The sequence below is a fragment of the Candidatus Methylomicrobium oryzae genome, assembly GCF_016745425.1.
GTDB classification, from domain to species: domain Bacteria; phylum Pseudomonadota; class Gammaproteobacteria; order Methylococcales; family Methylomonadaceae; genus Methylomicrobium; species Methylomicrobium oryzae.
In genome coordinates this window covers 15,977-28,719 of record NZ_JAERVK010000014.1, presented here as the reverse complement: position 1 = coordinate 28,719, position 12,743 = coordinate 15,977, and the positions used below count along the sequence as shown (strand labels likewise).

At 52.1% G+C, this 12,743-nt stretch carries 16 protein-coding genes; 9 read left to right on the top strand and 7 right to left on the bottom strand.

From position 1 onward, the window contains the following. Positions 1-126 precede the first annotated feature (126 nt). The 3 genes from JJL52_RS15555 to JJL52_RS15550 all read right to left on the bottom strand — a co-directional run bounded on the left by JJL52_RS15555 (position 127) and on the right by JJL52_RS15550 (position 2,126). Positions 127-330: a DUF3565 domain-containing protein gene (locus JJL52_RS15555; RefSeq protein WP_202053405.1), complete on the bottom strand. Its 204-nt coding sequence runs from the start codon at positions 328-330 to the stop codon at positions 127-129. Positions 331-336: 6 nt separating this feature from the next. Further along, a complete protein-coding gene (locus tag JJL52_RS21905) occupies positions 337-573 on the bottom strand; it encodes a hypothetical protein (protein ID WP_494545879.1) in 237 nt (78 codons plus the stop codon). Positions 574-1,448: 875 nt separating this feature from the next. Next, the gene (locus tag JJL52_RS15550; RefSeq protein ID WP_202053404.1) at positions 1,449-2,126 is read right to left on the bottom strand and encodes a cytochrome b/b6 domain-containing protein; all 678 of its coding nucleotides are present in this window, start codon (positions 2,124-2,126) and stop codon (positions 1,449-1,451) included. A 132-nt stretch (positions 2,127-2,258) separates the two neighbouring features. Here JJL52_RS15550 and JJL52_RS15545 point away from each other — a divergent pair, with 132 nt between their 5' ends. Continuing rightward, a complete protein-coding gene (locus JJL52_RS15545; RefSeq protein WP_202053403.1) occupies positions 2,259-2,807 on the top strand; it encodes a helix-turn-helix transcriptional regulator in 549 nt (182 codons plus the stop codon). Between the two features lie 209 nt (positions 2,808-3,016). Here JJL52_RS15545 and JJL52_RS15540 read toward each other — a convergent pair whose 3' ends face one another. Both JJL52_RS15540 and JJL52_RS15535 read right to left on the bottom strand, forming a co-directional pair. Next, complete coding sequence (locus tag JJL52_RS15540; protein ID WP_202053402.1) at positions 3,017-4,360, bottom strand: ATP-binding protein; 1,344 nt, start codon at positions 4,358-4,360, stop codon at positions 3,017-3,019. After that, the gene (locus JJL52_RS15535) at positions 4,357-5,028 is read right to left on the bottom strand and encodes a response regulator (RefSeq protein WP_202053401.1); all 672 of its coding nucleotides are present in this window, start codon (positions 5,026-5,028) and stop codon (positions 4,357-4,359) included. The genes JJL52_RS15540 and JJL52_RS15535 overlap by 4 nt, the downstream gene beginning before the upstream one ends. Before the next feature lie 384 nt (positions 5,029-5,412). Here JJL52_RS15535 and JJL52_RS15530 point away from each other — a divergent pair, with 384 nt between their 5' ends. The 3 genes from JJL52_RS15530 (at position 5,413) to JJL52_RS15520 (ending at position 8,522) form a co-directional block, all read left to right on the top strand. Then, entirely contained in the window at positions 5,413-6,111 is a 699-nt protein-coding gene (locus JJL52_RS15530) for a hypothetical protein (RefSeq protein ID WP_236994293.1), read from the top strand. Positions 6,112-6,240: 129 nt separating this feature from the next. Next, positions 6,241-7,857 (top strand): phosphoethanolamine transferase, encoded by a 1,617-nt coding sequence (locus JJL52_RS15525; RefSeq protein ID WP_202053400.1) that lies wholly within the window; start codon positions 6,241-6,243, stop codon positions 7,855-7,857. A 335-nt stretch (positions 7,858-8,192) separates the two neighbouring features. Continuing rightward, positions 8,193-8,522 (top strand): c-type cytochrome, encoded by a 330-nt coding sequence (locus tag JJL52_RS15520; RefSeq protein ID WP_236994292.1) that lies wholly within the window; start codon positions 8,193-8,195, stop codon positions 8,520-8,522. 240 nt (positions 8,523-8,762) lie between these two features. Here the strand turns inward: JJL52_RS15520 and JJL52_RS15515 are convergent, their stop codons facing one another. Further along, complete coding sequence (locus tag JJL52_RS15515) at positions 8,763-9,584, bottom strand: thermonuclease family protein (protein WP_202053399.1); 822 nt, start codon at positions 9,582-9,584, stop codon at positions 8,763-8,765. A gap of 92 nt (positions 9,585-9,676) precedes the next feature. On the opposite strand from JJL52_RS15515, the gene JJL52_RS15510 reads away from it, so the two are divergent. Together JJL52_RS15510 and dtd are read left to right on the top strand one after the other, a co-directional pair. Next, complete coding sequence (locus JJL52_RS15510) at positions 9,677-10,075, top strand: gamma-glutamylcyclotransferase family protein (protein WP_202053398.1); 399 nt, start codon at positions 9,677-9,679, stop codon at positions 10,073-10,075. Positions 10,076-10,078: 3 nt separating this feature from the next. Continuing rightward, complete coding sequence (gene dtd, locus JJL52_RS15505; RefSeq protein WP_202053397.1) at positions 10,079-10,519, top strand: D-aminoacyl-tRNA deacylase; 441 nt, start codon at positions 10,079-10,081, stop codon at positions 10,517-10,519. Positions 10,520-10,527: 8 nt separating this feature from the next. On the opposite strand, the gene JJL52_RS15500 is transcribed toward dtd, so the two are convergent. After that, the gene (locus JJL52_RS15500) at positions 10,528-10,668 is read right to left on the bottom strand and encodes a hypothetical protein (RefSeq protein WP_202053396.1); all 141 of its coding nucleotides are present in this window, start codon (positions 10,666-10,668) and stop codon (positions 10,528-10,530) included. Positions 10,669-10,847: 179 nt separating this feature from the next. Here JJL52_RS15500 and rraA point away from each other — a divergent pair, with 179 nt between their 5' ends. Genes rraA through JJL52_RS15485 form a run of 3 tightly spaced genes read left to right on the top strand, consistent with a single transcriptional unit; the run spans position 10,848 to position 12,725 of the window. Continuing rightward, on the top strand, positions 10,848-11,333 hold the full coding sequence (rraA, locus tag JJL52_RS15495) for a ribonuclease E activity regulator RraA (protein ID WP_202053499.1): 486 nt from the start codon (positions 10,848-10,850) through the stop codon (positions 11,331-11,333). A gap of 36 nt (positions 11,334-11,369) precedes the next feature. After that, positions 11,370-12,320: a 4-hydroxy-3-methylbut-2-enyl diphosphate reductase gene (ispH, locus tag JJL52_RS15490; protein WP_202053395.1), complete on the top strand. Its 951-nt coding sequence runs from the start codon at positions 11,370-11,372 to the stop codon at positions 12,318-12,320. After that, positions 12,321-12,725, top strand: a complete 405-nt coding sequence (locus JJL52_RS15485) for an RNA-binding S4 domain-containing protein (RefSeq protein WP_202053394.1) — start codon at positions 12,321-12,323, stop codon at positions 12,723-12,725. The last annotated feature ends 18 nt before the right edge of the window (positions 12,726-12,743 follow it).

Sequence of the window (12,743 nt, the reverse complement as noted above, 5' to 3'; positions counted from 1 at the left end):
TCTCCTGGGCACATCGCCCCCATCATTCTTAGGCCTAGCAAAAAATCCCGCTCGTAAACGCATGGCGGCGGTTTTTTGCAGATTGGGGAAAACGAAATTCGGAACAACCCGGCAGCATGGCGACTATCAGTGATCCGGTGGAATCCCGGCATCACACTTCTTACACGGAAGCTTGTAGCCTATCATGGACGCACGGCCTTCCGGTGTGGTGACCCAAGGGCGGTTCACCCAGGGCGGATCGTGGCGGGTATGCTGAAAGTGCCCGCACTCCAGTTCAGCCACCCAGTGATGTTCGATGTCCTGGTGAAAGCCAACAATGCTACGTTCCATTATTTGTTATCCTCGAACATAAATTTGGTAGCTGATCATGATACGGCATAAACCGATTAATACTTGCCACTCAGCGGCGTGATCGCGCAAATACTCCCGATAAGCCGCCGCATCGGTAAGGCCTAATGCGGTAATACGCCGGCCGATCCGTTTGCAGAGCTGCGTTCTGGCTCGGCGAACACCGGGCCCAGCGCAAGTGCATCTTAGACAATGCCCATTGCAGAAATTGAACGCAAGCCTCATCGTTCATGCAGTATTGCCCATCAAAAACAGAGCGCGTTATCCTTAAGCAAAACCGGTTAGATTCTGAACACCCAGTTTGGCCAGTTTCTGCCGATCGAGGCAAGGTTATCCCGATGAGATGGCTAGCAATGAATGCGACCAGCTAAAAAGCACTCGATTCGTTGGTTCGACAGGAGCAAATCCGCTACCGAGCTTGAGCAGCCTATATACGCCGTAAAAAAATCAATTTCCATAGCCAGACACCAGCGCTAATCGGCCGGCCAAACAATGTTGGCAGATTGATACCAGGGATAGGTCGCTGCCGAAAGCGCGAGGCATTCCGCACCGCCTTCGTGTAAGAAATACTCTCTGAAAGGCAATTCGAAAATGCAACCTTGATCGATTCCTTCGATCAGATTGCCGAAGCCATGCCAATAAGCAAAATACCACTTCGAGGATGAAACAGGTCCCAGGCAGTGGGCGAGTTCCACGGCCGTATCGAGTGAGAGCGAGCCCTCGTCGCATTTTCTCGGATTGGTATCTCGAACTGAATCAAACAGCTCCCGGCCATCGATATCTTCGCGCCAGCTATGCCCTAAATCCGGGAGTAGATTACGCCACTTAACCCGGCGTCCCCCGACCTCAACAGTGGATATATCCGCACATAAGCGTCAAAGTGAGCCGGAAGAATCAGGCTCCAACTGCCTCGTTGCCAATCGATTGCCTCTTGAAGCCACCGAGTCTGTTCCGCATTCCGGGAAGGTTCAAGGAAAATCGGCATAGCGGCCTAAACAGGTGATTATACAGACCGGGTCAACTTACATGTTTTCCCGCTCGACTGTCAATAATCCCGCTTCAGCGGTAGATGTTTGGGTTTTGAATATTATGCTCATGGTCTATCGGTAAGTGTCGTCGATTTCCTTTTTGCCGCTCAGCATGGCTTTCACCAGTTTCTCTTTATCGATGACACTGGAGACGATGACGCCAAGAATGTGCAAAAACACCAGTGCTAAGGTAAGGTTGGCGAATGTTTCATGCCACTCTTCCCAAAATTCTTCGGCTTGCTTATCTACCTTGTGGCCGAAATTTAGGTCTTTGTGAACTTTATTTTCGTCGTCATCCTCGGCATTGGCATTCTCCACAAGGCTGAAAGAATGGGTCGGCATCAGCTGCGCCGCCACGGCAAAAGGTCCTGCATTTTCTTCCACGGCGTACAGTTTCATGCCGGTAACAGCAGTTCCTGCCAAACAGATCAAGAGCGCGGCGACCATGGTGCCTCCCGCCGGGTTGTGCCCGATGTAATGCTGGGGTTTCCCTGCAAGCAGATTTTTGAGATACCCGAAGACCTTTGCCGGCGAGTACAGAAAACTCCTGAAGCGGGCATATCGGCTGCCGATCACGCCCCACACTAGACGAACCAGCACATAAGCGCTGACGATATAACCGGCCCACACATGTTGGGCCAGGAAGTCGTCTTCGGTAAGATAAGCGGTAAAAAATGCAATCACCAGAGTCCAGTGCCCGATACGGACCAGCGGATCCCAAACCTTAACCGTTCTTTTGCCATTTTTCATAAGCGTCCACCTTTCAATTGTCGGATAGAGATAAAATGTAGCGATATAGTGCGCGCATTTTATGCATTTCACATCCGTCATCCGACGGATAGGCGGCGGATGTAGATGGTATTTTTGGATAAAGAGCAGTCGATGAACGAAAAAAAGCGGTATAGCTATGGGGCGATCGCCCTCAGTGCGGTGGTTCTTGTGCTGATTACGTTGGATATGGTCGGCGATTATCGAGAGGGCGTCGTCTGGACGCATTTATTTGTTGAACTGCTGATTCTGGTAGTTTCCCTGGCAGGTCTCGTCTATTTTGGTCGGTTGTATTATCAATCCGCGCAATCCAAAATTCATTTGCTTGAGCAAAATTTGGCGTCGGCGACCCAACAGGCCCAACAATGGCGTGAGGCAAATCGCGAGCTGATTGCAGGCTTGGCGGCGCAAATTCAAAAACAATTTGATGGCTGGCGACTGACCCCTGCTGAGGCGGAAGTCGGTTTTCTGATCTTAAAAGGACTGAGCCATACCGAAATTGCGTCTTTGCGCAATGCCAGCGAGCGCACCATTCGCGACCAAGCCCGTGCAATTTACCGAAAGTCCGGCACGGCCGGACGCTCGGAGCTTTCCGCATTTTTTCTTGAGGATTTGCTGCTTCCACGACAGGAACAACAGACAAACCAAAACATGCGGCACTAACGATATGTCATAAAACTCAGCAATAGGATATTTCGTTTGCCGGTATCCGTCGAACGCTTTCTTATTCCTGGTTGCCGACTGAATTGAAACTACCGTCCATGTTTATTAAATCCCAGCCTGACAAGAGGTCCATAGTTCAATCCGAAACGGAGACGGCAAATGTCTCGAATCAAAAGTTTTCTCCTATTCTCTGTCGAGAATAGAGGGATTTATTTGTTTTGCCCCAAATTCGACATTTGAATAACAGCTTCCGCGTAAAATCCACCTAAATGGTTAGAACGGCCCAACACAAGCTGACCTCCGTATTGTTCGACGATCAGTTTGGCGATTGATAACCCTAGTCCATGACCGTTGACCGACTCATCCAGCCGGGAACCGCGCTGCATTAATTTTTCAATTTCGGAGGCTTCAACGCCCGGCCCGTCGTCCTCGATGATCAAGTGTATCGACTCATTGCACTCCACCTTCATGTCAACCGAGGATTTGGCCCATTTGCAGGCGTTGTCGAGCAGATTGCCAGCCAGTTCCAGCATATCTTCGCGGTCGATCGGCAGCATGCAGAGAGGGAGGGCGGAAAAGCGGATGGTCAGGTTTTTTTCCCTGTATATGTTTTTCATCACCTGGATCAATGCCGGAATTTCCTGATGCGTGTCGAATTTTGCCGCGGCCGGGCCGGAACCGGCCAGGCGTGCGCGTTTCAGCACCCGTTCCATCAAGCGTAGCATGTGGGCTGTTTGCGTATTCAAAATCTCGCCGAGTTCCGGATGTTGCCGTATGGCATCTTCTCGGGACAGTTGCTGGAGTACCGTCAACGGTGTTTTGAGCGCATGCGCAAGGTCGGCAAGTGAATTGCGCTTGCGCAGCATGCGTTGATCGAGCACGGTCAATAGGTGGTTGAACTCGCCGACCAGTGCGGAAATTTCCTGCGGCACATCCGTATCGATCTGGCTGCGTTCGCCGCGTTCCAGCGCTTTCAGCTGTTTTTGAAGGCGGGCCAGAGGGCGAAAGCCTTTGCGCAAAATGGCGATTTGTATAAGCACTAAAACCAGCAGTAAGACGACCGCGATCATAGAAAAGCGTTTTTGAAATTCGGCGATCAGGATCAAGGTTGGCGACAGGTCTTCGGCAATTGCGACCGTAATCGCGCGGCCGTCTTTCTGATAGCCGAAGGCCATGCCCAATAGCGGCTGGTGCTGCGGGCCGTCCAGGTAAAGCCGCTGCCGCGTTCCAAATGCGACCGTCGGCAGAGTCAAACGGTCGTCACCGAAAGAGGGCGATTTGATGATTTGCTGGCCACTTGCGACCCAGTAGTAATGGCCGGAATGAAGTCTGCTATAGACAGGTTCGATATCGGAATGGGTCAACGCGATTGTCGTCGGGCTGTCCGCATAAACAGCGGTATAAATAGCTTCCGCATCGTGCCCGAGATGTTCGGCGACAGTATTTTCGGCCAGTTGCCGGATCAGGCGTTTGGTTTGCCACCCTAACAGTGAGACTGCGCAGAGTAGGCTGATCAGCAACGCGATCGCCAGGCGTAATTGCAGTGATTTCATGGTAATTCATCTTTAAAAATATAGCCCTGTCCGCGACGCGTTTCGAAACGCTCCTTTCCGAGTTTGCGGCGCAGGTGATTCACATAAACCTCGATCACATTACTGTCCTTATCCGAATCGAAATCGTAAAGCTGTTCATTAAGCGTCGATTTGCTGATCACTTGGCCGCGGTGGAGCAGAAAATAGCGCAGCAATTTGAATTCGGCGCCGGTTAAGTCGATCCGTTTGCCGTTTTCGGTAACCACTTGCTGACGATCCTGATCCAGTATCAAGCCGCCGACCTGTACGTTACCACCGCCAGGTAGCTGGTGAAAACGATGCAGCAGCGCGTTTATTCGGACCAGCATTTCTTCGATATGAAAGGGTTTGGCCAGATAATCGTCGGCGCCGGCTTTGAATCCGTCCACCTTTTCATACCAAGCGTCGCGCGCGGTCAGAATCAACACGGGCAGGTCATTTTGTTGCGCACGCCAGTTTTTCAGAACGGTAATGCCGTTGCGCTGCGGCAGGCCGAGATCGAGGATGGCCAATTCGTAAACGCCTTCATTGCCGAGATATTCGCCCTCGATCCCGTCGTGAGACACATCGACGGAGTAACCGGCTTTTTCCAGATTTTTTTTAAGAAGCCGAGCCAGGTCCCGATCATCTTCCACCAACAAGAGGCGCATAAATATGTCTTTCCAGGATTAATGCCGAGCCAAAGTTTACCATGAGTGAGAAAACCAAAGCAGTCGGCTATGGTTAACGCGCCATAAGGATTTGATCGATATTGACTTCCTAGTAGGGGGTGGTAGACCTGCCAGGTTTTTAAAATCTGGCAGGTCTTGGGCCGGGAAGTTATTTGGAGCCAAATCCTAAGCATCCTATACGGTTTGAAGCCGGAACCAGGGCCGCAGTTTTACACCCCGGTTGCCAATGAAAATCAGTTTCATGTTTTTAAGGTTGAATTTAACTTCACCTAATAGATTACATTTTTATAGGGAAATAAACCGGAGCTTGCAGCCACGGTTCCACGGATCCATCAATACTTTCCATAAAGAGAGTAAATTCATATGAAGAGCAAAAAAATCATTTTCTCGGCAGTAATCTCGTTTATGGCTATCGGGATTTTAGGTGCGCCAGTTTGGGCGGCTGCTCCTGTGCAAATCGGAGCAAGCGGTAAAACATACGCTTCCAGCATGGTGCAATGCGACGCCAACCCAACCACAGGTGTGCAATCGCCGGTAGTAGAAGCAGGTCTATTTAACCCAAAACAGGGTACAACTGCCACCGTGTCGCTGAACGGAACCCCTGTGGCAACACTCACGGCCTCTGATCCGCCCGTCCAAGTCTGGCTCGCTGATGGTAATAACTCAGTAAGGATAGCGCTCAGCAAAAGGACTGCCGATAGCTATACGTTTGCCGTACAACCCGATATATGCGCCCTTCCGGACACCTCCGGCAATACATTCAACGCCGACGGCACATTGGAATATGCCGCCAGCGGTAAATCCTACGCTACGGTGACGCCAGGTTGTGCTTTGAATCCGGCCACCGGTCTGGCGCAACCGTATGTAAACCTGTTTGATAATGGCGGTTACCTGCTCAATGTTTCCGCCAATGGCGTACCGCTTACACAGCTAAGCGCAAGCCGCCCCCATACCCCCGTCTTTCTGGGCGCCGGCGACAATGTCATCTCAGCGGCTAACGGCAGCTTATCCATCGACTATTACGTTCGCGACGGTGGTGACGGCGCCTGTACGCTACCGTAGCAGTAAAACGAGCCACACAGAGAAGAGCATCCATAGCCCCCTGTATGGCCCGAATGCGTAAGCGGTAGAGTCGGCGTAAATTGCGCTGCATATAAATAAACGTAATTTTCAATGGCCTATTTATAGTTCATGCAACAACTCAAACGTTTGGCTCTACCTGATCCTATTCTCTCCAGTTCTATATTTTTAATTCTCTTTAACAATACGGCATTGTGGCGAGAATTGTTCAAAATCAAAGGCGGTGTTTCGGTTGAGAGCCTCGTGTTCTACACCCCTTTTTTTCTGGTGCTGATGCTGCTTTTGACGCTGTTTTTCAGTTTATTCCGCTTCAAATATCTGCTTAAAACCGTTCTTGTCTTGTTTCTATTGGCCGCTGCAGCCATTGACTATTTCACGCTCGCTTATGGTGTGCTTATTGACAAGGGCATGGTACAAAACGCGCTGGAAACCAATGCCGGAGAAGTGGCCGAGCTGCTGACCCGGCAGATGTTTTTTCATCTGTTGATTTTCGGCGGCATTCCGGCCGCTTTTATTGCCCGCATGCGCCTGATCTATAAACCGGCGCTTCGGCAATTATTCAGTAATTTCGGCACTTTGCTGATATGCAGCGGACTTATCATCGGCTTGTGTTATTTTTTTTATGGCGACTACACCTCGATTTACAGAAACAATCGGCAACTGCGTTACTTAATCAACCCGGTCAATCTGGTTGATTCTTCAGTTTCTATTCTCAAACACAAATTAAGGGGCCAGCACACCCTGATTCCGGTCGGCATGGATGCCAAGCTGGCTGACGATCCGAAGCATGCCGGCAAAAAACGCTTAACGGTTTTGGTGCTGGGAGAAACCGCCAGAGCGGCCAACTTTGCCTTGGATGGTTATCCCCGTCCCACCAATCCTTATTTGAGTCGGGAGTCAGTGTTCAGTTTTACGAATGTACACTCCTGCGGCACGGCTACCGCGGCTTCTGTCCCATGCATGTTCTCGGGCTTTAGCCGGGAAAACTACGATCCGGCCAAAGCCGAATATACGGAGAACGTGTTGGATGTATTAAGCCATGCAGGCATTAAAGTGTTATGGCGCAATAACAATGATGGCTGTAAAAACGTATGTAAGCGGGTTAGCAGTGAAGACTTGTCGCATTTGAAACTGCCGGATCTGTGCAGAGCCGAGGAATGTTACGATGAGGTGTTGCTGTATCGTCTGCAAGCTTATGTCGATACATTGACAAGCAACGGCATGATTGTGTTACATCAAAAAGGCAGCCATGGCCCCGGTTATCATTTGCGGCACCCGCCAAAATTTAAAGTTTTCAGCCCTGAATGCCATCAAGCCAATCTAAATGACTGCAGCCGGCAGGAAGTGATCAATGCCTACGACAATACGATCGTTTATACGGACTTTTTTCTGGAAAAAGTGATTCAGTTTTTAAAGAAAAACGCGGCTCAATATGACACAGCCTTATTGTATGTTTCCGATCATGGCGAGTCCTTAGGAGAAAACAATGTTTATCTGCACGGGTTGCCGTATTTCGTCGCCCCCGATGAGCAAAAGCATGTGCCATTAATCACCTGGTTTTCAAAGGATTTCATTGCTCACAATAAAATTGATAGCGCTTGTTTGTACCAGCATAAGGACACCTCCTATAGCCACGAGAATCTGTTTCATTCGCTGTTAGGGCTAATGAACGTTAAAACAAACGTTTATAATGCCAAACTTGATATTTTCGCGACTTGCAAAGCTTAGGAGGTATCGGCGGTCATGACGGTTTTGCGCAGAAACTCCCGAAGATCGTCGTCGGTTTCCAGAATGTTTGGCGATATCGAAAGGGGGGAAGGATTTCGCTCATCGCTGGTTCTCCAGCGTATTCAAAATGGCTTTGGCTTTCCCGATATCCGGCTCCTGGTTGGATTTGTCGACGCCGGCCAGTAAGCAGCCCGCAAAGGACGGGATAGCGAAGCGTGTTCCCCCAATGGCCTCAATAAAATAAACGGTACATTCCCTGACTGGCTCTTTTTAGAGTAAGATGAAGGGGCGTTCTGTTAATCTCACCCAATACAAGTCATTTTTGGAGAATAAATATGTCACGTTCATCTCTTTTACTTGTTTTAAGTGTGCTTACCTTAAATTTCATGAGCCCTGCTCAGGCGGCCGATGCGTCCGCGGGGACGGAAGTATTTTCCAAAAATTGTACCGCGTGCCATGCCGGCGGAAAAAATATCATGAATCCGGCCAAAACGTTAAGCCTAAACGATTTAAAAAGCAATCAGAGGGACTCTGAAGCGGCAATCGTTACGCTGGTTACCAACGGTATCCCTCCTATGCCGGCATTTGGCAAAAGCCTGTCAGAGGAACAGATTAAAAATGTAGCGGCCTATGTCATACAGCAGGCAAATGCAGGCTGGAAATAGGAAATAATGACGCATCAACTGCAAGTAGCCCGGATAAGGCGCAAAGCAACCCGGACTACTTGTTAAGGATTCGGTCGATAATAGCTATCCCTGATCGTTCCCACACTCTGCGTGGGAACGATCAGGCGGCATTTCGGGAAGTTATTTTTTACCACATCCTAAACAGGAATAAAGTTATCAAGGGGTTTGCAGAACCTGTTCGACCGAAATACCGGGAGCTTTGGCGATCGATCGCCTGAATCAACTGCGGGAATCGCCCACGATCGCGCTCGGGTGGCGGATCAGCATCGAATAGCCCCCCTTGTATTTGTTCAGCCAGCCGCGTACCTCGACCGATCGGCCCTGGTAACGGCTTAAATCCGGGAACATCGGTAATCCCTTCTTTTCGATCCGGGCTTCGAACTTGTCGGAAAATTTCAGATAGACGAATTTCCGGCTGCTGCGCAAAGCGGCAACTCGGCCGGTCACCCGGGTCCAACCCGGATGGCCCGAAGCCGGCAAGTGCTCGGCCGGAATCGGCGCGTATTCCAGCCTATGCCAAATTCCCAGCCGTGCCTGCTCGGCGCGGCGTTCGGCATCGACCAGCCGGTCGACATACAGCAGATTCGGCGGATAGATATTCACCGCCGCCAGCCCCTGCTCGACCAACTGCAGATTGATATGCTCCTTCTGATCGGTAAACACATGCGCCAGCGTTCGACCATATTTGTCGGTCGCTTCGGCATCCATCTCCAGGCGCACTTTGCGGTTTTGCAGCTTGGCGGCGAGCCAGCGTTTCGCTTCCTCGCCGCCCGCCTGTTCCGGTTGATTGCGATGTTCGATCTCTGGAGTATTCACACCGAGCAGCCTGACCTTGCGGCCGTCTTCGAGCATCAGCGTGTCGCCGTCGAACACTTTTTTGACCCGGTAGAAGCCGTACCCCGGTTTGACGTCGAGTACTTTCGCCGCCGCAGCCGGACGGTCGGAGTAATGTTTGTTGCCGGCGCCGTCCTGCCAGCCGTAGATTTCCGCGTTGACCCAATAGGCCAGACATAACAATAATAGCGAGACGATACGCCGCATGGATTTCCTTAAAAGGCGAAAAAGACCGGCCAAACCGTGTTGACCCGAAGAGAATTTCAATCCCCTTATTTTAGCCTAACCGTCGGAATGCTTTGATTAACGACTTATTATTCGTTTACGGTACGCTTCGCCGCGAAAGCAGCCATCCGCTAGCCCGGCTGTTGGCTGAAAATGCCGAATGGCTCGGTTTCGCCTATTTTAGCGGCCGGCTGTTCGACCTCGACGCGTACCCCGGCGCGGTGCCGTCCGGCGATCCCGCGCACCGGGTCCGGGGCGATCTCTATCGGCTTAACGATCCCGCTGCGATGCTGCCCCTGCTCGACCGCTACGAAGAATTCGGCGAGGAGTTCCCCGAGCCGAACGAATTCATCCGCTCGCTGCAGGCGGTCCGTTTCCAAGGGTGCGCGTTGAAAGCCTGGATTTACCTTTATAATCTGCCCACCGACAACCTTTCTGTCCTCAGACACGATTATTCCTACAAACTTAAGTAATTCATGATCACGATCATCCAGCGCGTTGCGACCGCCCATGTCGCAGTCGACAATCAAATCATCGGCAAAATCGAGACCGGCATCATGGCGCTGGTTGCGGTCGAAAAGGAGGATGGAGAAAAACAGGCCGAGCGCCTGCTCGAACGGATTCTGAATTACCGGATTTTTCCGGACGAGGCCGGCAAAATGAACCTGAGCCTGAAGGACATCGACGGCGGCCTGCTGCTGGTGCCGCAATTCACGCTGGCCGCCGATACGCAAAAAGGCAACCGTCCCAGCTTTACCTCCGCCGCACCGCCGGAGCACGGCAAGAAGCTGTTCGGCTATCTGCAGGATCTGGCACTGAACGTCTATCCTTCCGTACAATTCGGCCGCTTTGGCGCCGACATGCAGGTGGCGCTAGTCAACGACGGCCCGGTGACCTTTACCCTCAGGTCGCAGTAGCGCCCCCCTTACCAGCCGCTGTCGTCATCGTTCCGATAGGGCTGCGGCTTCACCTTGTCGGAAATTTTAGGAATCTTCGCCGAGCGCAGCAGAATTAAGGCGCTGCCCAGGACGAACAGCAGGGCGACGATAAACAAAACGATCCACATCGGATAATCCTCAAGTTGCCTGAAAACCTTTAATAGACTATAAAATAGCCGCATAACGTTCCCATTTTAACGCGCTAAAGGTGCGAGGCGTGGAACGATTCATAAGGAATTTCGGGAAGCGTTTTATGACTCTTCTTGATGGCGCCGCTTTGAAACCGACTGTTTGGGAAACCGATCCGATGACTTTTACCACCGCCCGCCTCTGCGATGCCCACTCCCACGATGTGCAATTTCATATCGCCGAACCGCTGTTCAAGCCGTACGGAGCGAAGCCGGTATTCTGGGGCCGCATCACGACCTTGAAAGTTTTCGAAGACCATGGACAGATCAAAACCATCCTGCAGGAAAAAGCGGACGGCCGCGTGCTGGTGGTCGATGGCGGCGGGTCGCACCGCTGCGCGCTGATCGACGCCGAACTGGCCAAACTGGCGGTCGCTAACGGCTGGCAGGGACTGGTGGTTTACGGTTGCGTCCGCGATACCGCAGAGCTGATCGAACTGCCGCTCGGCATCCGCGCACTGCATGCGCACCCGCTGCAAAGCCATCAAAAAAACTTCGGCGACCGCGATCTGCCGGTCTTTTTTGCCGGCGTCCACTTTAAAAAAGATCATTTTATCTATGCCGATCATGACGGAATCGTCGTCTCGGACAAAATGTTGAGTTAAAATAAGCGGATATTTCCCCACTATAGAAGTCAAGATATGCAAATCGTACTCGCTAACCCTCGCGGATTCTGCGCCGGCGTCGACCGGGCCATCGAAATCGTCGACCAGGCGCTCGAAACCTTCGGCGCGCCGATTTATGTGCGCCACGAAGTCGTGCACAACCGCACTGTCGTCGACGGATTGAAAGCGAAAGGCGCGGTCTTCATCGAAGATTTGAAAGAAGTACCGGTCGGCTCGTATCTGATCTTCAGCGCCCACGGCGTTTCCAAGCTGGTGCAGAAGGAAGCCGAAGAACGGCAGCTGACCGTTTTCGATGCGACCTGCCCTTTGGTTACCAAAGTGCATATCCAGGTCGCCAAGCATGCCAAATCGGACCGCGAAGTGATCCTGATCGGCCATGCCGGCCATCCGGAAGTCGAAGGCACGATGGGCCAATACGAAAAGTGCACCGAGAACGGCGGCATTTATCTGGTCGAAACGCCGGAAGACGTCGCGAACCTGCAGGTGAACAACCCGGACAATCTGGCCTATGTAACACAGACCACTCTGTCGATGACCGATACGAAGGTGATGGTCGACGCCTTGAAAGCGCGCTTCACCGGCATCAAGGAACAGAAAAAGGACGATATCTGCTACGCGACGCAAAACCGCCAGGACGCGGTTCAGAATCTGGCCAAAAAAGCCGACGTGATCCTGGTCGTCGGCTCGCCGAATAGCTCGAACTCGAACCGCCTGCGCGAAATCGCCGAACAGCTCGGCAAACAGGCCTACCTGATCGATACCGCCAGGGACATGCAACGGGAATGGTTCGACGGTATCGAAGTCGTCGGTGTGACCGCCGGCGCCTCTGCTCCGGAAGTACTGGTGCAGGAAGTGATCAGCCAGCTGAAGCAATGGGGCGGCTCGACCACCACCGAATTACCCGGTATCGAGGAAAAAGTCGTCTTTTCGCTGCCGAAAGAGCTGAAAAAACACATGGTGCAGTAATTGCCCGCCGAACTCGACTCGCTCCGCCTCGATAAATGGCTCTGGGCCGCGCGTTTTTTCAAGACGCGCAATTTGGCCCAGGAAGCGATCGCGGGCGGCAAGGTGCACGTCAACGAACAGCGTGTGAAACCCGGCAAGGAAGTGAAGCCGGGCATGCGCCTATCCATCACCAAGGACAACCTGCACTGGGAAATCACGATCGTGGCGCTCTCCGCGCAACGTCGGCCCGCCAAGGAAGCGGCGCTGCTCTACGAAGAAGATCCCGAAAGCCACGCCAAACGCCAACAGCAGATCATCGACGAACGCGAAATGCGCGCGCTGATGCCCAACAACGGCCCTGACCAGCGGCCGAACAAAAAGCAGCGGCGGATGATCCACCGTTTCAAGCAGGACTTCGATCTCTAACGTAGGGCACGCTCGACT

Excerpts from the sequence above, each read along its gene's own strand:
- JJL52_RS15555 (WP_202053405.1), bottom strand. The coding sequence starts at position 330 with ATGGAACGTAGCATTGTTGGCTTTCACCAGGACATCGAACATCACTGG.
- JJL52_RS21905 (WP_494545879.1), bottom strand. The coding sequence starts at position 573 with ATGAGGCTTGCGTTCAATTTCTGCAATGGGCATTGTCTAAGATGCACT.
- JJL52_RS15550 (WP_202053404.1), bottom strand. The coding sequence starts at position 2,126 with ATGAAAAATGGCAAAAGAACGGTTAAGGTTTGGGATCCGCTGGTCCGT.
- JJL52_RS15545 (WP_202053403.1), top strand. The coding sequence starts at position 2,259 with ATGAACGAAAAAAAGCGGTATAGCTATGGGGCGATCGCCCTCAGTGCG.
- JJL52_RS15540 (WP_202053402.1), bottom strand. The coding sequence starts at position 4,360 with ATGAAATCACTGCAATTACGCCTGGCGATCGCGTTGCTGATCAGCCTA.
- JJL52_RS15535 (WP_202053401.1), bottom strand. The coding sequence starts at position 5,028 with ATGCGCCTCTTGTTGGTGGAAGATGATCGGGACCTGGCTCGGCTTCTT.
- JJL52_RS15530 (WP_236994293.1), top strand. The coding sequence starts at position 5,413 with ATGAAGAGCAAAAAAATCATTTTCTCGGCAGTAATCTCGTTTATGGCT.
- JJL52_RS15525 (WP_202053400.1), top strand. The coding sequence starts at position 6,241 with ATGCAACAACTCAAACGTTTGGCTCTACCTGATCCTATTCTCTCCAGT.
- JJL52_RS15520 (WP_236994292.1), top strand. The coding sequence starts at position 8,193 with ATGTCACGTTCATCTCTTTTACTTGTTTTAAGTGTGCTTACCTTAAAT.
- JJL52_RS15515 (WP_202053399.1), bottom strand. The coding sequence starts at position 9,584 with ATGCGGCGTATCGTCTCGCTATTATTGTTATGTCTGGCCTATTGGGTC.
- dtd (WP_202053397.1), top strand. The coding sequence starts at position 10,079 with ATGATCACGATCATCCAGCGCGTTGCGACCGCCCATGTCGCAGTCGAC.
- JJL52_RS15500 (WP_202053396.1), bottom strand. The coding sequence starts at position 10,668 with ATGTGGATCGTTTTGTTTATCGTCGCCCTGCTGTTCGTCCTGGGCAGC.
- rraA (WP_202053499.1), top strand. The coding sequence starts at position 10,848 with ATGACTTTTACCACCGCCCGCCTCTGCGATGCCCACTCCCACGATGTG.
- ispH (WP_202053395.1), top strand. The coding sequence starts at position 11,370 with ATGCAAATCGTACTCGCTAACCCTCGCGGATTCTGCGCCGGCGTCGAC.